This is a genomic window from Allobosea sp. P4_E12 (assembly GCF_056401655.1).
In genome coordinates this window covers 16,388-36,995 of the sequence record NZ_JBFUIY010000043.1, presented here as the reverse complement: position 1 = coordinate 36,995, position 20,608 = coordinate 16,388, and the positions used below count along the sequence as shown (strand labels likewise).

Sequence of the window (20,608 nt, the reverse complement as noted above, 5' to 3'; positions counted from 1 at the left end):
AGGACATCATGAGCTTCTTTCGCGACGATACAGAACTGCAGCGGATCGGCCGCGCCATCGAGGCCCATGCGTCTTCGATCTATTCCGGACGTGGTGTCCCGCTGGACCAGTTCGCCTATGTCCTGCTGCGCCCTCAGCCTGCTGGTGAGAAACCGGTTGGAGCTGCCCGCCATGCCGACTGGCGGAGCTACCCATGCTCTTTGGTCAAGGTCTTTCACCTCGTCGCGGCGCAGGCGGCCCTCACGGAGGGACGGTTGACCGAGCATGAGGAACTCGACCGCGCGATGCGCGACATGATCCTCTGGTCGTCCAATTCGGCAACGAACTACATCATCGACCTGCTCACCGGCACGACCGGCGACACATTGCTGCAGGGGGAGGCCCTGGCCGACTGGTGCGAGCGCCGCCGGGAGATCAACCGCTTCTTCGCCGGCTTGGGCTGGTCCGAGTTGGTCGGCATCAATCTCGACCAGAAGCTGATGGATGATTTGCGCTACGGCCGCGAGAAAATCGGGCTCGATCTCTCTCCCATCGGCCACAACCGCCTGACGCCGATCGCAATGGCGCGTCTGATGTCAGAGATCTTTTATGGCTCCTCGCTGTTGCCGGAAGCTCGCCTGAAGCGGGTGCGCGACCACCTCATTCGCGACCAGGAAAGTCCCGACCGGGCCCGCGGCGCCTATCAACTGCTCGGATATCTCGGCGGCGGCCTGCCGGACGGTTCGCGGATCTGGTCCAAGGCCGGACGGACCCGCTGGCTGGGCGATGTACGCGCCGAATTTCGCCGTCACGACGCGATGCGCGCCATCCTGCCTGGCGGCGAGGACTTCATCCTGACCGTCTTCACCCAGGGCGAAGCGATCGGAGAGGATGACGGCTTCCTGCCGGGGATTGGTAAGTTGGTTGCAGCCGAGATAGCCGGGATTTGAACGGAATCTTGATGTGCACGGCGACGACCGGCGGTCGGGCGCAACGGAGCGACAGGACCAGCCGCCTCGACGAGGATCAATTTCTGTAGAAAGCGGGGACAGGCCGGGCTATATCAGGCGTTCCTCTTTCGTTCGCGAGACTTCGCCATGACCCGGCGATCCGGCAGCGCCGACCTTCCGCTCCACCATGGCCGCGTGCCCGCCTGGCTCGGTCGGCGCATGACGCAGCTCGGCGCGGTCATCTGCGCGGCGATCATCCATCATTATGGCCGCGACGAGTTGCTGCGGCGGTTGGCGCATCCATTCTGGTTCCAGTCCTTCGGGGCGGTGATGGGAATGGACTGGCACTCGTCGGGTATCACCACCAGCGTGATAGGCGCGCTCAAGCGTGGGCTGGCTCCGCTGTCGGGCGAGCTGGGCCTGCATGTCTGTGGCGGGCGGGGCCGCCATTCGCGCGAGACACCGGCCGAGCTCGAACAGATTGGAGCGAGGGTCGGGTTCGACGGACAGGCGCTCGCCACCGCGAGCCGGCTGGTCGCCAAGGTCGACAGTGCCGCCGTGCAGGACGGCTTCGACCTTTACCTCCATGGCTTCTTCGTCGGGAATGACGGCCATTGGGTCGTGGTGCAGCAGGGCATGAATGGCGATGGCGGCCTCGCCCGGCGCTATCACTGGCAGTCTGAAGGGCTGGGCAGTTTCGTCGAGGCGCCACATGCCGCCATCGATGGCAAGAACCAGGGCAGCATCATCAATCTGACCGACAGGCGCGCCGCCCTCTCCCGCAACGGCCAGATCGATCTGCTGCGCGACATCGGACCGTCGGGGATCGTGAGGGAATTTGCGGCGCTGGAGCGCGACCGGGCGCCGCCGGTCCTGTCGCCGGCGCAGCTTTCCCTACCTCATCTCGTCATGCCGGCACATCACGAGGTCAGGCCCAAGGACGTCATTGCGCGACGGCTCCATGGTGCGCTCGCCGCAGCCGCCGACAGCGCCCCCGCCGATTTCTCGGAATTGCTGCTCGTGCCCGGCGTCGGCGCCCGCACGGTCCGTTCGCTTGCGATGGTCGCGGAAGTGATCCATGGCGCGCCGTGCCGGTTCGCCGATCCTGCGCGCTTCTCTCTCGCCCATGGCGGCAAGGACAGACAGCCGTTCGCCGTGCCCACCAAGGTCTACGACCAGACGATCGCGGTGCTGAAATCCGCCATCGATCGGGCGAAACTCGGTCAGGACGACAGGCTCGCTGCCATCGCACGTCTGGACCGGGAAAGCCGGCGCCTGGAGCGCGTCGCCTCCGGTCCGACGTTGGATGAGTATGTCACGGAGGAGAGACTGCGCTCCGCCGAGTATGGTGGCCGGAGCGTCTTCGGCTGGGAGCGGTCGGACGGTGAAGCGGCACCCGCGCCGCCTGCGAAGGCGAACCCGGCTTGACCGTCAGCCATGGCGCCAGCGCGTCGCCATCGGCATTCCGCCGACGGCGTCTGGCATGCTGACTGGGGGGAGAACAGGACTGCTCTTCATTCGACCGTCCACTGGCAAATGCGAAACCCTCGCGAGCGCTGGCGCATGTCGAGATGAAGATGGTCCTTGTGGGAACTGTCGGCTCCCGGGCCGAGCACGGTGGCGAACCGTTGGCAGACGCTCTTCTGCACCGCGTCGCGCATTGAGCGGGACAGAGGCTCCTGACCCGCGAATGCCACGGCGCGGCCATCCTGCATCAGCAACCCGCCGACATCGAGAGCGTTGCCGCTCGCATGCTCACTGATCGGCGCACCTGTATCGGCGTTTCGTGACCGGCAGGCATATCCGCCGACCCCTGTCAGCTTCGCAAGCCGGGCGTTCTCCTGCCTCGCCAGCGCAGCGAGATCGTCGCGGATCCAGGCGAGAACCTCGAGCGCAAGAGAGCACCGCACGGTGATCGCGCTGTCCAACTCGATCCTGGAACCGTCGGGCATGGTCAAGCGCTGGAACGTCACCGGATCCTCGATCGCACATTCCCCCGTGCTTGCGCCGTTCTGCGAGGGCAATACGAAACCCCCGCTCTCCTCGAAGGCCCTGATACAGGTCGATGGAACTGCCGGAACACGCTGTTCCAACGAATTCCCGTTTGCAGTGGAGTCAGCCTGCGGGGCCAATCTGCTCGGCCGCGGCGGAGGCAGCGGCGCGAGCACGCGTGCTGGATCCGATTGCGAAACGCCTTGCACTTTTGCCTGGCTGTCGCGCGCCAGCGCCCCGAAGCCGAACATGAACAGAGAAATGGCTAGCGCGATCCCTGCGAGAACTCGCCGTCTCTGGCGACCTGACACCGCCCTCAATCCAGGAATCGCACCGGCACACCCGGGCGCACGAGGTCGGCCAGCTCCTCCGCATCCCAGTTCGTCAATCTCACGCATCCATGCGACGTCGTCTTGCTGACCCGCGAGGGTTCCGGCGTGCCGTGTATGCCGTATGTCGGTTCCGACAAAGCGATCCAGACGGTTCCAACCGGTCCATTGGGTCCGGGCGGAAGGACGAGGGTTTCATCGTTCTTGCCCTGCCGGAAGTTTTTCTCGGGATTGTAGGTGTATCTCGGGTTCCTCGCGATGCGCGTGACCTTGTACTGCCCGCTCAAAGAGGGCGTGTCAGTGCTTCCGATTGTTGCCGGATAGCTGGAAAGGATGGTGTCCCCATCGCCATAAGCGACGACCATGCCCGTACTCTTAACGACATCGACCCGTGCGGCAGCGCCCTTCTGGAGAGAGCGTTCGGAAGAGATGACGTAAATTCCGCGGCCAGCGCTGGTGAAGCGCTGCTCGGGATTAAGCGCCATCAATAGCCCTTCGCTCATGTGAAAGCGCTCGCTGAGCATCTCCTGCGGGCTCGTGTAGGAGAGCCGCTTCATCCTGGCCTGCTTGGCGTAGTCGCAGGGAATGGCGTCGGCGAATTTGTATTCCGTGTCCTTTTCGGACAGCTTGTATTCGACCACGACATCCTGATCGGTATCGCCGCCGAGACCGAGCCACGCGACCTCGTCCAGCTCGTCGCTTTCGCCTAGGTTCTCCTGGCGCCGGAACTGCGCGACCGCCTTGCGAAAGTTCTCGCCATCGACGCCATCGATCACGCCGGGCGAGATGCTGCGCCGGCTGAGCAGGGCCTGGGCCTTCACGATGAAGGGATCGGGCCCGTTCGCCGCCTGACGGATCGGTCGCGCGAATGTCGCCGTGTTGATCTGATCGGGCGTCAAGGCCGACACAGGGGCCGCACCGAGTACGAGCACCATAAGGACCATTACGTGCAGATCGGTGAGCTTCATCGATCGGGGGTTCCGATGAGGTCAAACCCTATACGGCGGAAGCGCCAACATGTTCCCGAGATCTTGACAGGGCACCAGTTCGGCTCAGCCAGTCAGCGTGGCCAAGTCGCCCTTGGGACGCCGGCATGGTCGGCAATCCAACAGCCATTAGACCTCCGACAACCATCACGCAGATGCGCTACCGAAGCGACCTCGCCCAGGGAACCTAACGGCTTCGTGATACGAGATGTTTGGCATGTTCCGCATTGGATCAGCTTAAGTTCTTGGGGATCGTCATCGGGGCATGCCATGAGATTTCGCGCGCTTTTCGCACTTGCCGTTGCCGGGCTGTCCATTTCAGCGCCTCTGGCTTTCCTGGACCAGGCGCGAGCGCAGGAGACTGCGCCGGCGCGGCGGGATCAGGGCCCAGCAGATGCGCAGGCAAATCGGCAGGAGTCTCGCCCTGTCACCGGCCAGGGCGTAGCCCTGCCGCCGCCTTCCGTCACGCGTCACGAATTGACCCTGCCCGGCCGTACGCTGCGCTATACGGCCACGGCCGGCGCGCTGCCGGTCAGTGATCAGTCCGGCCGCAAGCTCGCCGAAATCGCCTATATCGCCTATGTGCTCGACCGTGGTCAGGGCGTCCCCGCCTCGTCGCGCCCGGTCACATTTGCCTTCAACGGCGGACCTGGTGCCGCCTCTGCCTATCTCAATCTCGGCCTGATGGGGCCGAAGCGGCTGCCTTTCGGCCGGCAGGGCGACGCCCCGTCCATGCCGCCCCTCGTCGTCGACAATGCCGATGCCTGGCTCGACTTCACCGATCTCGTCTTCATCGACCCGGTGGGCACGGGATTCAGCCGTTTCGCCGCCGGCACCGATGAGGCACGCGGGCTGCTCTGGTCGGTCGAGGGAGACTACAAGTCGCTCTCACGCTTCGTCACCAACTGGCTGCGGCTGAACGACCGCCTCGCTTCGCCGAAATTCCTCGTCGGCGAGAGCTATGGCGGGTTCCGCGCCCCCAAGATCGCCAGCGAGTTGCAGACCGGCGACGGTGTCGGCGTCTCCGGCATCGTGATGCTCTCCCCGGTACTCGACTTCACCTACCAGCGCGACGCCGGCAGCTCGCCGCTTCGCTGGGTGGTGTCGCTCCCGGCGATGGCCGCGGTGAAGCTGGAGCGCGAAGGCAAACTCTCCCACCAGACGCTCGCAGAGGCCGAAAACTATGCTGCCGGCGACTATCTCGCCGATCTCCTGAAGGGGCCACGCGACAGCGACGCGACCAAACGACTGGCCGACAGGGTCTCAGCGCTGACAGGGCTCGACCGGGCTCTCGTGGAGCGCATGGGCGGCAAGGTCGATGCAACCACCTTTCTGCGCGAGCTGGACCGCAACAAGGGGCTTGTCGGCAGTCCTTATGATGGAAACGTCGCGGCCCTCGACCCCGATCCCGAAGCCGCGCGCGGCCGGGCGCCGGACGCCGTGCTGGGCGCGATCACGGCCCCCCTGACGAGCGCAATGCTCAGTCATTATGCGAGCGATCTGAATTGGCGGCCCGAAGGGCGCTACTTTCTTTTGAACGAAGAGGTCAACCGCCGCTGGAGTTATGGCCAGGGTCGCGGCGACCGCGAATCCATCCGCGAGCTCCGCAATGTGCTCGCGCTCGATCCCCGCCTCGAGGTCATCGTCGCACACGGGTTCACCGATCTCGTCACGCCCTATTTCGAGACCAAGCTGCTTCTCGATCAACTGCCTGCCTTGGGCGATCCTGCCCGCGTCAAGCTGCAGGTCCTTCCCGGCGGGCACATGTTCTATTCGCGTGACGCCTCGCGCGCGAATTTGCGCGAGGCGGCTCGCACCATGATCGAGGCCCGCCAGGGATTGTGAGGAGGAGCCGGGCCCTCGCGCTGAAGCCCCGCTTTCCCAACTGATCACAGCGAAAGCTGCCACGCCATGTCCAATGACATTGCGGGTGGTCAAGCACGGCGACATATAGGATCCTGCGCCGATTGAGCCGGGACAAGATGTTGAACAACCTAGGTGAATCGGCCGAGAGCAAACTTCGCGCCCGCGAAGCCGAGCTCGCACGCATCCAACGCATCGGGCAGATCGGCGGCCTGGAGGTCGACCTGCGCCACGGTGAATTCAAGAATGTCCGCTCGCCAGAGTATTTGGCCGTCCACGGATTACCGCCGGACGCGATCCATGAAAGCCACGAGGCCTGGGTTGCCCGGATTCATCCCGATGACCGCGCGCGTGTCGTGGGCCATTTCCTCGCCACCGTTAAAAGCCCTGCCACCGAGTACGAAGTCGAGTATCGCATCATCAGGCCAAGTGACGGCCAGACGCGCTGGATCCTCGCAAAGGCCGAAATCACCAGAGACGAGCATGGCGGCGCGGTTCGCCTCGTCGGGGCCCATATCGACATTACAGCAAGGCGCCGCGCCGAAGAGCAGCGTGAGCTGATCGCCCGCGAGCTTTCGCATCGAATCGCCAACATCTTCACCGTTGTGAACAGTCTGGTGCGGATGGCGGCCCGCTTCGAGCCGGCGAGCAAGGGCTTCGCCGAGAAACTGCAGAGCCGGTTCCAGGCCCTGCATCGCGCCCATGCCTTCGTCGTCGACAAGGAGATCGGCGACGGAGGATTGACGCTGCTGCTGTCACGCCTGCTCGACCCTTATCGCGAGGGCCACGCAGATCGCGTGACCATTCAAGGAGAGGATGCTGCGGTCGGCCCGAGTGCAGCGACCGCGCTGGCGCTGATCTTTCATGAGCTGGCGACCAATGCGGTCAAGTATGGTGCGCTGTCCAGCGAAAGCGGGTCCGTGTCGGTTTCCACCGAGGTTCGGCAGGAGCAGCTTTTCATAACCTGGCAAGAGATCGGCGGCCCCGACGTGGTCACGCCTTCCGGACAGCCGGGCTTCGGCAGCGTTCTCGTCGATAGGGCGGCGCAATCTCAGCTTGGCGCCAAGATGCAGTACCTTTGGCTGCCCACCGGTTTGGTCGCAGTGATCGAGGCGGACCTCGCCGATCTGCGTCGCTGATGCGCCATCGACCTCCATGTCATGACCGGCCAGACCCGCAGGGCTCGCGTCGGCCAGAACCGCGTTGCAACGTTCAGGACACCGTTTCAGGCGCCTGAACGCTCAATGGCAGCGCAGGCGTAAAATTCTCCCGGCAGAACTCGGAAACGGCGTGAGGCACGGCTCACGCCGTTGGATCTGCCTTTCGGTCCCGGAAGGCAGCCTCTCCGGCATCCGACACCTCGACCCATTTTTTGTCGGGCGCCGCGTCGGCAACGTAGCTGTCGTGCCAGTTCCACCACTTATAGGTTAGCGTCTGCGGATAGCCTGCGGGAGAGTCCTCCCAGACCTCCTGCCGGCCCAGCGGCGTGATGTCGAGATAGTTCCAGGTGTTCCCCATCTGCTCGTCGCCGCGGTTATTGATGAAATAGGTGCGAAACACCCGACCACCGTCACGGTAGAACACGTTCGTGCCGTGCCATTCGTCCACGCCGAAATCGGCATCGAAACCGTCCATGAGGGTGAACCAGGGCATCGTCCAGCCCATCCGCTCCTTGAGCCGTGCGATATCCGCCTGCGGCGCACGCGAGACGAAGACGAGGGTGGTGTCGCGGGCGTTCAGGTGGGCGAGATGCGCAACCTGGTCGGCCACCATGGAGCAGCCCCGGCAGGCATGGTCCGGCCAGCCAAAAACGCCCGGCTCGAAGAAGGCGCGGTAGACGATCAGCTGCCGCCGACCGTCGAACAGGTCGAGCAGGCTGGCTTTGCCCGCAGGCCCCTCGAACGCATACGCACTCGTCACGGCCGTCCACGGCATGCGCCGCCGCTCAGCGGCCAGGGCGTCACGGGCCAGGGTCTGGGCTTTTTCCTTCACGAGCAGTTGCTTGCGGGCTTCCTCCCATGCCAGCGACGGTACGACCGCTGGTGTCCGCATGACCGGTTGTCCGCCTTTCCGTCCGCTCTCGGCTGATTGTGTCATGGCCTCTGAAACCTCCTGGTTTAGGCGATCTCCCGCACCTTCAGGACGCAACACGCTTCCATTTGGCGCTCATTGATCGCCATTGATCGTCAGGCAGTTTGGCACCGCAGATCGGCCAGTGGGAGTAACAAGCGTGGCGATATTCGGACGGAGCCGCTGATCGCAGGCGCGGGGCCTGCGCCACTCAAGGAAGTCGCCGCGATCGGACCCTGCCACTCAGCCCCTTTGAGCGGCAGGACAAACTCCATGCGCCAAAGAATCCGAAGCTGCGTTGAGGGCTCAGATCCGGACTGACACGGATCGAATCAACCGCCTGCAGTCCCGGCGGCGACGAAGCGGTCATGAATCGTCATGCCGGCCAGCATGGCCGCAACGAACAGTACGACCGGCAGAAACCCCATGGAAAGCGCGGCAATCGCCGGACCCGGGCAGAAGCCGGCCATGCCCCAGCCGAGCCCGAACAGAGCAGATCCGAGGATGAGCCGCCGGTCGACCTGGCCGGACACAGGGATATGGAAATGATCGTCGAGGACGGGACGCTTCATTCGCCGCACCAGCGCCATCGCAGCGAGCGCAACGGCAAGAGCGCCGCCGAGCACGAAGGCGAGGCTCGGGTCCCAATGATCGCTCCCGATATCCAGGAAGCCGATGACGCGGGCCGGATCGAGCATGCCCGACAGCGCAAGGCCGAAGCCGAACATGGCGCCAGCGACAAGCGCGACGAACAGGCGTGGCAAGCGCTGTGTCATCCGACGAGCCTCATGAGGGTGGCCGCAGCGATTCCGGCTACCAGGAAGGTGACGGTCGCGGYAATCGAACGGCGGGAGAATCGCGCAAACCCGAGGATGCCGTGGCCCGATGTGCAGCCCGAGCCCATCCGCGTGCCGAAGCCGACCAGCAGCCCCGCAATCAGGATGATCGGCAAGGAGGCCGCGATCGTCACCTGCGGCCAGCGGCCGAAGGCGATGGCGAAGAGAACCGGACCGGCCAGGAGCCCGATCAGGAAAGCGGCGTTGGCCGGCACCTGAGCGCCCTGCGCCAGCCGGCCCACGATGCCGCTGATGCCGGCGATGCGACCGTTGAGAAGCAGCAGCAGCGCCGCAGAGAGCCCGATCAGCATGCCGCCGAAGAGCGAGGGCCAGTAACTCATGGTTGCGGGGCCTCCGGCTCGCAGAAGATGTCATAGAGCGCGCGGATCAGCAGCGCCGCCTTGTCCGCCGTCAGGCGATAGAAGATCTGCTTGCCCTCCCGCCGCGTCTCGACAATTCCCGCCTCCCGCAGCACCGTGAGCTGTTGCGAGAGCGTCGGCTGGTGAATGCCGAGCCGGCTTTCCAGTTCGCCGACGGCGTATTCTCCCTCGGCAAGCATGCAGGCAAGCATCAGCCGCGCCGGGTGGGCCATCGTCTTGAGCAGTCCCGCGACCTCGTCCGCGCGGGCCGCCATATCGACTGGCTTCGTCACCTCGCTCGACAGGGTCACCAGACGGCACCTTCGAGCGCATCGAGCGGGATCTTGAGATAGCGCCGGCCGTTGTCTTCCGGCTCCGGCAGGCGCCCGCCCCGAATATTCACCTGCAGCGCATGCAGGATCAGCTTTGGCATCGGCAATGTCTTGTCGCGTGCCTCGCGCAGCGCGACGTAGCCCACCTCGTCCATCCCCGCGACATGCGGGTTCGCTCGCCTCTGCTCTGCGACCGTACTCTCCCAGCGCGGCTCGCGTCCGCCCGGCCGATAGTCGTGACCGGTGAAGAGCCGGGTCTCGTCAGGCATCGCCAGAATATCCTGGATCGAGGCCCAGAGCGCTGTGGCGCTGCCGCCGGGGAAATCGGCCCGGGCGCTGCCGGAATCCGGCATGAAGAGCGTGTCATGGATGAAGGCGGCATCGCCGATCACATAGGTGATCGAGGCCAGCGTATGGCCGGGCGAAAACAGGACATGCGCATCGATCGAGCCAAGCCTGAAATGGTCGCCATGAGAAAACAGCCGGTCCCATTGCGAACCATCGGTCAGCAGCGCCGGGCAGTTATAGAGCTTCTTCCAAAGCTTCTGCACCTCGACCACATGCGCACCGATGCCGGTCGGCGCCCCGGTCCTCTGCTTCAGATAATGCGCGGCTGAGAAATGGTCGGCATGCGGATGGGTGTCGAGAATCCACGCGACKGTCAGCCCCTGCGCCGCGACATGCGACAGGAGCGCATCGGCGCTCGCCGTGCTGGTCGCCCCGGATTTCTCGTCATAGTCGAGCACCGGGTCGATGATCGCACAGCTCTTCGTCGCAGGATCCGAGACGACATACTGGATGCTGCCGCTGCGCGGCTCGTAGAACCCCTTGACCTCGGGCCGGGCCGGCAGCGCTCGGGCAGCGAGCCAGGCCTGCGCGCCCTTGAGATCGAAGCCGAGCCGCTCGCCGAATGCCCGGACATCCGCCGCCTCGAGGCGCCCGTCGATAACCTCGCCCAGCGCGTGCAGGGTCAACGCGCGCGTTCCGGATTTGCAATGGGCGAAGACCGGTCCGGATGCCGAGGCGACCGCTCTCTGGAATGCCCGCACATTGGCCTCGGTGATGGTCGGCCCGGTGACGGGTATGTGCGCATAGGCAATCCCGGCTTCAGCTGCGGCGGACGCCTCGGCCTCGGTGCCGGGCTGCCCGGCCTCCTCGCCATCGGGCCGGTTGTTGACGACCGTCGCGAAGCCTTCGCCTGCGAGCTGCGCAAACTCGGCAAGCGATGGCTGGCCACCAATGGTGAGCCTGTCGCTGATCCTGACGGTCGGCATGGCGTCGCTCCTCTTGCGGGTCTTCAATATACAATATCATATAATGTATATTGAAGACCCGCAAGAGGCACGTCACGCGGTCAGAGCACCACCACCCTGGAGCCGCCGGCAACGCGATTATACAGGTCGATCACGTCCTGGTTCATCATTCGAATGCAGCCTGACGAGACGGCCTCGCCGATCGTCCAGGGCTCGTTGGTGCCGTGGATGCGGTAGAGCGTGTCCTTGCCGTTCTTGAACAGATAGAGCGCCCGGGCGCCGAGCGGATTGCTCGCGCCACCTGCCATGCCGCCGGCCCATTTCGCATAACGGCCGGGCTCTCGCCGGATCATGTCCGGCGTCGGCGTCCAGCGCGGCCATTGCGCCTTGCGCTCGACGCGCGCCGTCCCGGTGAATTCAAGCCCCTCCTTGCCGACCCCGACGCCATAGCGCAGCGCCTTGCCGCCCTCCTGCACGAGATAGAGGAAGCGTGCCTCGGGATCGACGACGATCGTTCCGGGCTGCTCGCGGGTCCGGTAATCGACGAGCTGGCGCATATAGGCCGGCTTCAGATCCTCAAGCGAAACGGCAGGAACGGAGAAGCGTTCATTGTCGAGCGCCGCATAGCGCTCAGCCGCCAGCGGGTCGACGGTCGGGATGGTATTCGCGATCTGCGGCGGCGGCAGCGATGTCGTCGTGCAGGCGCCGGCCAGAAGCGGAAAGCCGACGGCGGAGAGGACCATCCTGACCGCCTTGCGGCGCGATGGCAGCATCGCCGAGCGAGTCTGCAACCTCATCGTGCCGCCTGCTTTCCGCGTGCATCGGCGACGACCTGCTTGAAGCCCTTGTAGTCGAGCGTCGAGGTCCGGAACGGTCCGACCAGATAGGTTGGCGTGCCCTGCAGGCCCAGCGAATCCGCTTGCGCCAGATTGCGCCGCAGCTGTGCCGTGATCTTCTCTGCATTCGCATCGAGATCGGCCTGCAGGCGGTTCATGTCGACGCCTGCGCCCTTGACCGCCGTCAGGATGGTGTCCTTCGAGCTCAGCCGGCCGGGAAGCCCCATCAGAGCCTTGTGAACGGCCTCGTAGCGCCCCTGATAGCCGGCACCGAGCGCGATCTGCGACGCAAGGACGGAGGATTCGCCCAGGATCGGCCATTCCTTGTAGACAAGGCGGATCTTGCCATCCTCCCTGACGACGCGCGCGAGGTCGGGGGCGGATTTCTTGCAGTAGGGGCAGTTGTAGTCGAGGAAGGCGACGATCGTGACATCGCCCTTCGGGTTCCCGCCAGCCGGCGCTTCCGGATCATTGAGGATGGCTTCGACATCGATGGTTTGGGCCATCGCCATGGGCGAGATGAAGGGCGCAGCGGCCAGCGCGGCCGCAATACGAATGAGGTTTCTGCGATTCATGCTGGGTTCCGCTCAGGCTTCCGGGTCCGGATGGACGAATGAGGTCTGGCACCGCACGGCACGCCGGACGGCATGGCCATGCGCTGCGCAAAGGATGCCCCGGGGTCGGAAATCCACCTTAAGCCAGCCTTAAGCCGCGCCAGCGAGGGAGGGCGTGGCCAATGGAGAGAACCGAAATGCGTATCCTCGTCGTGGAGGATGATCCTGTTCTGTCGGACGGGCTGAAGGTCGGGCTCGGGCTTGCCGGCGCGACGGTGGACCGCGTCGAGACCTGCGCCGAGGCGCTGGCCGCGCTCGCGACCTCCTGTTTTGACGCCGTGGTGCTCGACCTGATGTTGCCGGATGGGTCCGGGCTCGACGTGCTGAAGGAGATGCGGGGCAAGTCCGACCGCACGCCCGTACTCCTCCTGACCGCGCTCGACGAGGTCGCAGACCGGATCCGCGGCCTCGATGCCGGCGCTGACGACTATCTCGGCAAACCCTTCGATCTCGACGAGCTGGCGGCCAGGGTGCGCTCCGTGGCGCGCCGAAATGCCGGTCGAGCCGCGCCCGTCATGGCTGCGGGCGCCATCATGCTCGACCCCGCAACGCTTGCTGCCAGCGTTGCCGGCACGCCCGTCACGCTCTCCCGGCGCGAATTCGCAGTGCTGTCGGCACTCATGGAGCGTCCTGGCGCGGTCCGCTCGAAGGGCGAAATCGAAGACCGGCTCTATGGCTGGCAGGAGGATATCGAGAGCAACGCCGTCGAGGTCCATATCCACAATCTGCGTGCCAAGATCGGCCGCGACGCGATCGAGACCGTGCGCGGCCTCGGCTACCGGATGAGACAGGTGACGAAATGAGGCCTGGGCCATGACCTCCCTGCGCACGCGCCTCTTCGTCATCCTGATTGCCGCCACCGGGCTGATCTGGCTCAGCGCGGTCGCCTGGATCTATCTCGACAGTAGGTCCAAGCTGGAGCATGTGCTCGACACCCGCCTGCAGGAGGCGGCGAAGATGGTGCATTCGCTGGTCGACGCCGGCCGGATGCCGGACACCGCTATCGCCGGACTACCCGGCGCGACGGTCGAGCCGGCATTCTACGAGCGCCAGCTATCCTGCCAGATCTGGTCTCTCGACGGCCGGCTGGTTGCCCGTTCCAGCGGCGCGCCGGGCTCCCAGCTGACCGATCAGGCCGCCGGCTTCTCCGATCGAACGGTCGATGGCGAACGCTGGCGGGTCTACGCGGTCGAAGATGCCCAGAAGGGCATCCGCGTCATGGTCGGCGATCGCATCGGCTTGCGTCATGGGCTGGTCAACGACCTGATCACCGGGCTTCTCGCGCCCGCGCTGCTGATCGCCCCGTTGCTCGGCCTGCTGATCTGGCTCAGCCTCGGCCGGGGCTTGCGCCCGCTCGCGACCATGGCTGCGGAACTCAAGTCCCGTGACGCCGAGGACATGCGTCCCCTCGCGGCGGCCGAAGCCCCCATCGAGGTCAGGCCGCTCGCGCAGGCGCTGAACGGTCTGTTCGACAAGGTTGCGGCCGCCCGCCGCCATGAGCGCGAGATCACGGCCTTCGCCGCCCATGAATTGCGAACCCCGCTGGCTGGTTTGAAGACGCAGGCGCAGATCGCACTGGCCACAACCGACGCATCGATCAGGGAAGGCGCGCTACGCCAGATCCTGATCTCAGTGGACCGGACGGCCCGCCTCGTTCGGCAGCTGCTAACGCTCGCCAAGCTCGAAACGGAACAGCAAGGTCCGGCCTCGGGCCGTGTCCGGGTCAGCGGGCTCCTCGCCGAGATCATCGACAATGCGGCTCCGGCGGCCGGCATCGACGTCGAAATCGACCCTGGGCTCGCAGCCCTGGATGTGCCAGGCGACCGCGAGAGCCTCGCCCTGGCGCTGCGCAACCTGCACGAAAACGCGATCCAGCATATGCCGGGCGGTGGTGTCGTGTCCTGGCGTCCGACGGCCGATGGTCGCGGCGTCGCGGTATTCGACCAGGGCCCCGGCATCCCCCAGGAGGAACTCGGCCTGGTCAAGCAACGCTTCTACCGCGGTCGCCACAAGAGCCCGACAGGCACAGGGCTCGGCCTGACCATCGTCGACATCGCCGCCAGGCGCGTCGGAGCGCTGCTCGTCCTGAGCAACCGCACAGACGGCCCGGGATTGCAGGCAGCGCTCCTCTGGAACGACGGTTCGCTGCAGCGCTGAAGCAGCGGCCGGAAGGGTGGATTGCGCTACTCGGGCCGCTGCAAACACAGGTGGTTAGGTCAGTGCTTCGCGAAGACCGTCGTCTCGCCATCTGCCCCGACCAGAAGCGTCTCATACCGGTCCGGCGTCACGCCCTCGACCTCCATGCCGGGAGATCCGACCGGCATGTCGGGCACAGCCAGGCCGATTGCAGCCGGCTTGTCCTGCAGCAGCTTGCGGATGTCCGGGGCCGGCACATGGCCTTCGATGAAATACCCCTCGATGATCGCGGTATGGCAGGACTGGACCTTATCGGGCACGCCGACCAGGCGCTTGCTTGCTGCCATGTCCTTGCTCTCGACGACCTTGGGCGAGAACCCCGCCTGTTCGAGATGCTTGACCCAGGACTTGCAGCAGCCGCAGCTCGGGCTGAGATGGACCTGGATGGACTGGGCCGCCGCCGGAGCAGCGAAGAGCGCGAGCGTCAGCGCGGTAGCAAGGGTTTTCATCGTTCTCTCCAGATAGACATCATGAGCGGGCCGGGTTCGCGGCCGGCAAGGGAAAGCGCCCCGTCCTCAGCGCATCCGCGAATTGCTGTTCGCTGGCAGCCAGCGTCGGCAACGTCACCGTGACCCGGAGGCCTCCTTCCGCCCGGTTGGCGAGCAAGATCTCGCCGCCATGGGCATGAATGACCGCGCGCGCGATCGTCAGCCCGAGTCCGGTACCGCCGGTTTCCCGGCTGCGCGATTCCTCGAGCCGGACGAATGGCTGGAAAGCACGCTCGACCTCCTGCTCGGGAATGCCCGGCCCGTCATCCTCGATGATGAAGCTCAGGCCGGTCGGTGTCTCCGATATGGCGATCGAGACCTGATCGCCATATTTCACCGCGTTACCGATCAGGTTCCAGAAGGCGCGCTTCAAGGCGAGCAGTCGCCCGAGTACGCGGCCATGACCGAGTCCGCTGAGCGTGATCGTTCGCCCCTGATCGATATGGTCGTCGACGATGGTTTCGATCACCGAGACGATATCGAGTGGACGGATCGCCTCGCTGGAGACGCCGCCGCGCAGGAATTCGAGCGTCGAATCGATCATCGCCTCCATTTCGGAGAGGTCGGCATCGACCAGATCGCGCGTCGCATCGTCCTCCATCAGCTCCGAGCGCAGCCGCAGACGCGTGATCGGCGTGCGCAGGTCATGCGAGACCGCCGCCAGCGCCTGCATGCGCTCGGCGACGAGGCGCTGGATGCGCTCGCCCATGGTGTTGAAGGCGCGCGCCGCCCGGCGCACCTCAGCGGGGCCGACCTCGCTGAGCGGTGTCGGGGCCTGGTCGAGGCTGAAGCGCTCGGCTGCCAGCGCCAGGTCGCGCAGCGGCCGCGTCGCCCAGCGCAGCAGCAGCACGCCGATGACGATGATCGCCACGCCGAAACAGATCATGATCGCCAGCACGTTCCAGTCGGCATGCTGCGCGGCCCCGAGCGTCGTCGAGGAGAAATTGACCCAGGAGCCGTCGTCCAGCCTGACCGAGACCAGCATCATATGGCGATCGGCATCTCCCTCTCCGGCGCCTGGGGCCCCGCCATCGGCATAGCCCAGGCGAAACGATTCCGATGCGAGCTCAGGCGCGAGTTCCATCAGCCGTGCCGCCATCGCCTGCGTGCGTTCGGTTTTCGGCGCAGTACCGAGGACGAGGCTGACATTGCTCCAGTGCACCTCCAGGCTCGCGCTCGACAGATCATGGGCGACGCGATCGCGCTCTGCATCGTGCACGTTGCCGGCGATCGCGCGCTTGATCGTGACAATGCGCTCCGCCAGCGCCTTGTCGCGCTGCACATTGGCCATGCTGTCGACACTGACGCGATAGGCCCAGTAGCCGGCGAAATGGAAAGCGAGCAGCGCCGCGACGAGGATCAGGATGGCGCGGCCCGCAACCGTGTCGGGCCAGCGCGGACGGAGGGACCTGCTCATGCCGGCTCACCCTCGCGCGCCTGCACGGTCGGCGTGAACATGTAGCCCGAGCCTCGGATGGTCTTGATCAGCTGGCTGCCATTCGTATCCGCCTCGAGCTTGCGGCGCAGGCGGCTGATCTGGACATCGATCGTCCTGTCGAAAGGGTCGTCACTGCTGCGCGTCTTGGCAAACTGCATCAGCGCCTCTCGCGAGAGCACCCTGTTGGCGTGTTCGGCAAAGGCAAGCAGCAGGTCGAACTCGCCAGTCGAAAGATCGACCAGCGTTCCCGACGGCGACAGCAATTCCCGGCGGCGCAGATCCATCGTCCAGCCATCGAAGCCTATCTGCTCGCTGGCGCGATCACTCGGCTCGCCCCGGCGGATGCGCGTGCGCCGCAGCACGGCCCGAACCCGCGCCAGCAGCTCGCGTGGACTGAACGGCTTGGTCACATAGTCATCTGCGCCGACCTCGAGCCCCTGTATGCGGTCGCTCTCCTCGCTGCGGGCCGTCAGCATCACGATCGGCACCGGCGAGATCGCGCGGATATCGCGGCAGAGTTCAATCCCCGAACGGCCCGGCAGCATCAGGTCGAGAATGACGAGGTCGATCTCGCTGCGTTTGAGGATGTCGAACATCGCATCGCCATCGGCGGCGCCGCTGACCTGATAGCTATGCCGCTGCAGGAAGCGCGCGACCAGCAGGCGGATCTGCGGGTCGTCGTCGACCACCAGCACATGGCCGTGATCCTCGGCCTGAACGCTTGCAGGGAATGGGTTCAACTTCGGACTTCCGACTGGACGGGCGAGGAGTGATCGGTACGCGGCTCAAGGGTCAAGATAACGCCTGCTTGCGCCAAATGCGCGGATCGCTTCGCAACAATTTGTAACGGACGCGGCCGGAGCGCCGTTGCTAGTCAGACGTCACCACGCCGCTGGAGACGCCGAATCGCAATGATTGCAAGACCACTCCTCCTCGCAACCCTTGCGATCGTGCTCGGCGCCTGCGCCGGCAAACCGCTGCCTGACTATCTCGCACGTCCGGCCGATCCGAACGTGAACGTCCCCGCCCCTGCCTATCAGAGCGTCACTGCCGGCAGCACCGTGCTGCGCCCGGCCGAGCCGAAGGACTGGCGTGAACTCAATCGGCGCGTTGGACCGCAGCCATGACCGAAGGACCGATCACTGTGGCCACGCCTGCGTCCATCCCTTTCCGGTCGATCATGCGCTTCCCGTCTGTTTCCCGCCTCGCCCTTGTCGCCGGCATGGCCGCGCTCCTTGGCGGTTGCGCGACCTTCTCCGCCGATGGCGGCATCGGCCCGGCGCAGAATCTCGCCTTCAGCGAGCTGAAGAAGGACGTGGTCAAGATCAATGATGCCGGGGTGGCGATCAGCGCCAAGGCTCGCGTCGACCAGCTGCTGAGGAAACCGCTGGCGGCCGATTCCGCGGTGCAGATCGCGCTGCTTAACAATCGCGGCCTGCAAGCCGCCTTCAATGATCTCGGCATTGCCGAGGCGCAGATGGTCGCGGCGAGCCTGCCGCCCAATCCCCGCTTTGGCATCTCCAAGCTTTCAGGACGATTTGAACTGGAGATCGAGCGCCAGGTCGCAGGCAGCCTCTTCGCGCTTGCGACATTACCGGCGCGCGCCGCAATCGCCCGCGAGACATTCCAGACCGCCCAGTTGCGCGCCGCCGAATCCGTGCTGAAGCTGGCAGCCGAAACGCGCCGGCAGTATTACCGGGCCGTCGCCGCCAATGCGCAGGTCGGCTTCTTCGAGCAGGCCAAGAACTCCACCGACGCCGCCTCCGAGCTGTTCAAGCGGCTCGGCGAGTCCGGCGGCATCAACAAGCTCGATCAGGCCCGCGAATTCGCCTTCGACGCCGAGCTCGGCGCCCAGCTCGGCCAGGCACGCCTGCTGCAGCGCCAGGAGCGCGAACGCCTCGTGCGGCTGCTTGGCCTGTGGGGCGACGAGCTGAAGTTCCAGATCCCCGCCAATCTTGCGCCCCTTCCGCAAATCCAGAGTGCCAAGGCGATCGAAGCCGAGGCCTTGCGCAAGCGGATCGATCTGCAGATCGCCCGCGGCGATCTCGACGCGCTGGCGAAGTCGCTGGGCCTCACCAACGCAACCCGCTTCGTCAACGACGTCGATCTGCTCGGCCGGCGCACCTATGACCGTGGGCGCAGGGCCCTGGCCGATGGTGACGTCGAGCGGGAGTCGAAGCGCAGCACCACGCTCGAACTCGAGATCGAGATCCCGATCTATGATTTCGGACAGTCGCGCGTGGTCCGGGCCGAGCAGAACTATATGCAGGCCGCCAACAAGCTTGCCGAGAAGGCCGTCAATATCCGCTCGGAAGCGCGCGAAGCCTATACCAGCTATCGCGCCACCTATGACATCGCCCGGCAATACCAGAACAACGTCCTGCCGCTGCGCAAGATCATCCAGGACGAGTCGCTGCTGCACTATAACGGCATGCTCGTCGATGTGACGCAGCTCATCACCGATGCGCGCGGGCGCATCCTGTCGAATGTCGCCGCGATCAATGCGCGCCGCGATTTCTGGATCGCCCATACCGACCTCAAGCACGTCGTGATCGGCGGTGGCGGCACCGGTGGCGGTGGAGCGACCGCCGCCGCGAGCACCGGTGGCGACGGCGGCGGCGCAGGCCATTAGCGAGCAAGGAACGACACCATGACCATGTCACGCAGAGGCTTCATCGGCTCGTCCGGCCTCGTCCTTGCCGGTGCGACAGCCGTCTCCGGCCGCACCGCCTTCGCTTCGGTCCCCGAGGCGCCGACCATGACGGACGCCTCGACCCAGGCACCACTGGTTCCAACCAGCGGGCCGGATTACCAGCCGGTCGCCACTTTGAACGGCTGGACCCTGCCCTGGCGGATGAACGGCGACTGGAAGGAGTTCCATCTCGTCGCCGAACCGGTCGAGCGCGAGCTCGCGCCGGGCATGAAGGCCTATCTCTGGGGCTATAACGGCCAGTCGCCGGGCCCCACCATCGAGGCGGTGGAGGGCGACAAGGTCCGCATCTTCGTCACCAACAAGCTGCCCGAGAACACGACGATCCATTGGCATGGCCAGCGCCTGCCCAACGGCATGGATGGCGTCGGCGGGCTGAACCAGCCGCATATCCCGCCCGGCAAGACCTATGTCTACGAGTTCCTGCTGCGGCGCTCCGGCACCTACATGTACCACCCCCATTCGGACGAAATGGTCCAGATGGCGATGGGCATGATGGGCTTCTTCGTCGTTCATCCCAAGGACCCGGCCTTCCGCCGCGTCGCCCGTGATTTCGTCTTCCTGCTCAATGCCTTCGACATCGAGGCCGGCTCCTATGTGCCGAAGGTCAACACGATGCTCGACTTCAACCTGTGGTGCTGGAACAGCCGGGTCTTCCCGGGGATCGATCCTTTCGTCGTGGCGAAGAACGACAAGGTGCGCATCCGCTTCGGCAATCTGACGATGACGAACCATCCGATCCACATGCACGGCTACGAGTTCAAGGTCTCCTGCACGGATGGCGGCTGGGTCGATCCAGCGGCCGCCTGGGACGAGGTCTCGATCGATGTCGCGGTGGGCCAGATGCGCGCCTTCGACTTCGTCGCCGACGAGCTCGGCGACTGGGCGATCCATTGCCACAAGTCGCACCACACCATGAATGCCATGGGCCACTCGGTGAAAACCTATATCGGCGTCGGCAAGAAGGACATTGCCAAGCGGATCGCCAAGATCGCGCCGGGCTATATGCCGATGGGCTCCAACGGCATGGGCGAGATGGGCGCGATGGAAATGCCCCTGCCGAACAACACTCTGCCGATGATGACGGGTTTTGCGCAGTTCGGCCCGGTTGAAATGGGCGGCATGTTCTCGGTCGTGAAGGTCCGCGAGGGCCTCGCCAAGAACGACTACAAGGACCCCGGCTGGTTCAAGCACCCGGAAGGTACCGTCGCCTACGAATACAAGGGCGCCAAGCTGACCGAGGCACCCCGTGCGACTGCGCCCGACAGCGGCGGGCAATCAGCCGACTGGCGCGTGAAGGATCCGCGCAAACCCCGACTCGGCCCGGATGGCAAGCCGCTGCCCGCGGCCAAGGCCGGCGGCCATTCCAACCACTGA

General features: G+C 65.3%; 20 protein-coding genes and 1 pseudogene. 9 read left to right on the top strand and 12 right to left on the bottom strand.

All coding sequences use genetic code 11. From position 1 onward, the window contains the following. The first annotated feature begins 8 nt into the window (after positions 1–8). Together AC1DW9_RS32045 and AC1DW9_RS32040 are read left to right on the top strand one after the other, a co-directional pair. On the top strand, positions 9–929 hold the full coding sequence (locus AC1DW9_RS32045; RefSeq protein WP_441492406.1) for a serine hydrolase: 921 nt from the start codon (positions 9–11) through the stop codon (positions 927–929). 147 nt (positions 930–1,076) lie between these two features. Beyond that, a complete protein-coding gene (locus AC1DW9_RS32040) occupies positions 1,077–2,357 on the top strand; it encodes a DUF763 domain-containing protein (protein WP_476775545.1) in 1,281 nt (426 codons plus the stop codon). 86 nt (positions 2,358–2,443) lie between these two features. Here AC1DW9_RS32040 and AC1DW9_RS32035 read toward each other — a convergent pair whose 3' ends face one another. Next, on the bottom strand, positions 2,444–3,172 hold the full coding sequence (locus AC1DW9_RS32035) for an extensin-like domain-containing protein (protein ID WP_441492531.1): 729 nt from the start codon (positions 3,170–3,172) through the stop codon (positions 2,444–2,446). 65 nt (positions 3,173–3,237) lie between these two features. Beyond that, positions 3,238–4,218: a L,D-transpeptidase family protein gene (locus tag AC1DW9_RS32030; RefSeq protein WP_476775547.1), complete on the bottom strand. Its 981-nt coding sequence runs from the start codon at positions 4,216–4,218 to the stop codon at positions 3,238–3,240. 15 nt (positions 4,219–4,233) lie between these two features. Between AC1DW9_RS32030 and AC1DW9_RS32025 the strand changes: the two are divergent. Continuing rightward, positions 4,234–5,232 (top strand): annotated as a pseudogene (locus AC1DW9_RS32025) (S10 family serine carboxypeptidase-like protein); the annotation flags it as partial. Positions 5,233–6,218: 986 nt separating this feature from the next. Beyond that, positions 6,219–7,238 (top strand): PAS domain-containing protein, encoded by a 1,020-nt coding sequence (locus AC1DW9_RS32020; RefSeq protein ID WP_441492403.1) that lies wholly within the window; start codon positions 6,219–6,221, stop codon positions 7,236–7,238. Between the two features lie 163 nt (positions 7,239–7,401). On the opposite strand, the gene AC1DW9_RS32015 is transcribed toward AC1DW9_RS32020, so the two are convergent. From AC1DW9_RS32015 to AC1DW9_RS31985, 7 genes are all read right to left on the bottom strand, one after another. Beyond that, positions 7,402–8,196: a DUF899 domain-containing protein gene (locus AC1DW9_RS32015; protein ID WP_476775548.1), complete on the bottom strand. Its 795-nt coding sequence runs from the start codon at positions 8,194–8,196 to the stop codon at positions 7,402–7,404. A gap of 305 nt (positions 8,197–8,501) precedes the next feature. Beyond that, the gene (locus AC1DW9_RS32010) at positions 8,502–8,945 is read right to left on the bottom strand and encodes a DUF6691 family protein (protein ID WP_476775549.1); all 444 of its coding nucleotides are present in this window, start codon (positions 8,943–8,945) and stop codon (positions 8,502–8,504) included. Then, entirely contained in the window at positions 8,942–9,346 is a 405-nt protein-coding gene (locus AC1DW9_RS32005; protein WP_476855302.1) for a YeeE/YedE family protein, read from the bottom strand. Before AC1DW9_RS32005 ends, AC1DW9_RS32010 begins: the two co-directional genes overlap by 4 nt. Next, on the bottom strand, positions 9,343–9,639 hold the full coding sequence (bigR, locus tag AC1DW9_RS32000) for a sulfite-sensing transcriptional repressor BigR (RefSeq protein WP_441492529.1): 297 nt from the start codon (positions 9,637–9,639) through the stop codon (positions 9,343–9,345). The genes AC1DW9_RS32005 and bigR overlap by 4 nt, the downstream gene beginning before the upstream one ends. A 32-nt stretch (positions 9,640–9,671) precedes the next feature. After that, on the bottom strand, positions 9,672–10,970 hold the full coding sequence (gene blh / locus AC1DW9_RS31995; RefSeq protein WP_441492400.1) for a bifunctional sulfur transferase/dioxygenase Blh: 1,299 nt from the start codon (positions 10,968–10,970) through the stop codon (positions 9,672–9,674). Positions 10,971–11,050: 80 nt separating this feature from the next. Then, entirely contained in the window at positions 11,051–11,692 is a 642-nt protein-coding gene (locus tag AC1DW9_RS31990) for a L,D-transpeptidase (RefSeq protein WP_441508203.1), read from the bottom strand. A gap of 50 nt (positions 11,693–11,742) precedes the next feature. Continuing rightward, complete coding sequence (locus tag AC1DW9_RS31985; protein WP_441508185.1) at positions 11,743–12,360, bottom strand: DsbA family protein; 618 nt, start codon at positions 12,358–12,360, stop codon at positions 11,743–11,745. A 176-nt stretch (positions 12,361–12,536) separates the two neighbouring features. Here AC1DW9_RS31985 and AC1DW9_RS31980 point away from each other — a divergent pair, with 176 nt between their 5' ends. Both AC1DW9_RS31980 and AC1DW9_RS31975 read left to right on the top strand, forming a co-directional pair. Beyond that, a complete protein-coding gene (locus tag AC1DW9_RS31980; protein WP_441508184.1) occupies positions 12,537–13,202 on the top strand; it encodes a response regulator in 666 nt (221 codons plus the stop codon). 10 nt (positions 13,203–13,212) lie between these two features. Then, entirely contained in the window at positions 13,213–14,556 is a 1,344-nt protein-coding gene (locus AC1DW9_RS31975; RefSeq protein ID WP_441508183.1) for an ATP-binding protein, read from the top strand. A gap of 59 nt (positions 14,557–14,615) precedes the next feature. On the opposite strand, the gene AC1DW9_RS31970 is transcribed toward AC1DW9_RS31975, so the two are convergent. From AC1DW9_RS31970 to AC1DW9_RS31960, 3 genes are read right to left on the bottom strand one after another with little or no spacing between them, the layout of a single operon-like run. Further along, complete coding sequence (locus tag AC1DW9_RS31970; protein WP_441508182.1) at positions 14,616–15,044, bottom strand: DUF411 domain-containing protein; 429 nt, start codon at positions 15,042–15,044, stop codon at positions 14,616–14,618. A 19-nt stretch (positions 15,045–15,063) separates the two neighbouring features. Beyond that, a complete protein-coding gene (locus AC1DW9_RS31965; protein WP_441508181.1) occupies positions 15,064–16,500 on the bottom strand; it encodes an ATP-binding protein in 1,437 nt (478 codons plus the stop codon). Next, positions 16,497–17,261: a response regulator gene (locus AC1DW9_RS31960; protein ID WP_441508180.1), complete on the bottom strand. Its 765-nt coding sequence runs from the start codon at positions 17,259–17,261 to the stop codon at positions 16,497–16,499. Before AC1DW9_RS31960 ends, AC1DW9_RS31965 begins: the two co-directional genes overlap by 4 nt. A gap of 171 nt (positions 17,262–17,432) precedes the next feature. On the opposite strand from AC1DW9_RS31960, the gene AC1DW9_RS31955 reads away from it, so the two are divergent. From AC1DW9_RS31955 to AC1DW9_RS31945, 3 genes are read left to right on the top strand one after another with little or no spacing between them, the layout of a single operon-like run. Then, the gene (locus AC1DW9_RS31955; protein ID WP_441492393.1) at positions 17,433–17,648 is read left to right on the top strand and encodes a hypothetical protein; all 216 of its coding nucleotides are present in this window, start codon (positions 17,433–17,435) and stop codon (positions 17,646–17,648) included. Further along, positions 17,645–19,153: a TolC family protein gene (locus AC1DW9_RS31950; protein WP_476855301.1), complete on the top strand. Its 1,509-nt coding sequence runs from the start codon at positions 17,645–17,647 to the stop codon at positions 19,151–19,153. Before AC1DW9_RS31955 ends, AC1DW9_RS31950 begins: the two co-directional genes overlap by 4 nt. 18 nt (positions 19,154–19,171) lie before the next feature. After that, positions 19,172–20,608 (top strand): multicopper oxidase family protein, encoded by a 1,437-nt coding sequence (locus AC1DW9_RS31945; RefSeq protein WP_441508178.1) that lies wholly within the window; start codon positions 19,172–19,174, stop codon positions 20,606–20,608.

Bases quoted from the DNA above. Each gene is read 5' to 3' on its own strand.
- AC1DW9_RS32035 (WP_441492531.1), bottom strand. From the start codon at position 3,172: ATGTTCGGCTTCGGGGCGCTGGCGCGCGACAGCCAGGCAAAAGTGCAA.
- AC1DW9_RS32015 (WP_476775548.1), bottom strand. From the start codon at position 8,196: ATGACACAATCAGCCGAGAGCGGACGGAAAGGCGGACAACCGGTCATG.
- AC1DW9_RS32020 (WP_441492403.1), top strand. From the start codon at position 6,219: ATGTTGAACAACCTAGGTGAATCGGCCGAGAGCAAACTTCGCGCCCGC.
- AC1DW9_RS31970 (WP_441508182.1), bottom strand. From the start codon at position 15,044: ATGAAAACCCTTGCTACCGCGCTGACGCTCGCGCTCTTCGCTGCTCCG.
- AC1DW9_RS31965 (WP_441508181.1), bottom strand. From the start codon at position 16,500: ATGAGCAGGTCCCTCCGTCCGCGCTGGCCCGACACGGTTGCGGGCCGC.
- AC1DW9_RS31980 (WP_441508184.1), top strand. From the start codon at position 12,537: ATGCGTATCCTCGTCGTGGAGGATGATCCTGTTCTGTCGGACGGGCTG.
- AC1DW9_RS31955 (WP_441492393.1), top strand. From the start codon at position 17,433: ATGATTGCAAGACCACTCCTCCTCGCAACCCTTGCGATCGTGCTCGGC.
- AC1DW9_RS32040 (WP_476775545.1), top strand. From the start codon at position 1,077: ATGACCCGGCGATCCGGCAGCGCCGACCTTCCGCTCCACCATGGCCGC.
- AC1DW9_RS32030 (WP_476775547.1), bottom strand. From the start codon at position 4,218: ATGAAGCTCACCGATCTGCACGTAATGGTCCTTATGGTGCTCGTACTC.
- AC1DW9_RS31945 (WP_441508178.1), top strand. From the start codon at position 19,172: ATGACCATGTCACGCAGAGGCTTCATCGGCTCGTCCGGCCTCGTCCTT.
- AC1DW9_RS31975 (WP_441508183.1), top strand. From the start codon at position 13,213: ATGACCTCCCTGCGCACGCGCCTCTTCGTCATCCTGATTGCCGCCACC.
- AC1DW9_RS32045 (WP_441492406.1), top strand. From the start codon at position 9: ATGAGCTTCTTTCGCGACGATACAGAACTGCAGCGGATCGGCCGCGCC.
- AC1DW9_RS31950 (WP_476855301.1), top strand. From the start codon at position 17,645: ATGACCGAAGGACCGATCACTGTGGCCACGCCTGCGTCCATCCCTTTC.
- bigR (WP_441492529.1), bottom strand. From the start codon at position 9,639: ATGGCGGCCCGCGCGGACGAGGTCGCGGGACTGCTCAAGACGATGGCC.
- AC1DW9_RS31990 (WP_441508203.1), bottom strand. From the start codon at position 11,692: ATGGTCCTCTCCGCCGTCGGCTTTCCGCTTCTGGCCGGCGCCTGCACG.
- AC1DW9_RS31985 (WP_441508185.1), bottom strand. From the start codon at position 12,360: ATGAATCGCAGAAACCTCATTCGTATTGCGGCCGCGCTGGCCGCTGCG.
- AC1DW9_RS32010 (WP_476775549.1), bottom strand. From the start codon at position 8,945: ATGACACAGCGCTTGCCACGCCTGTTCGTCGCGCTTGTCGCTGGCGCC.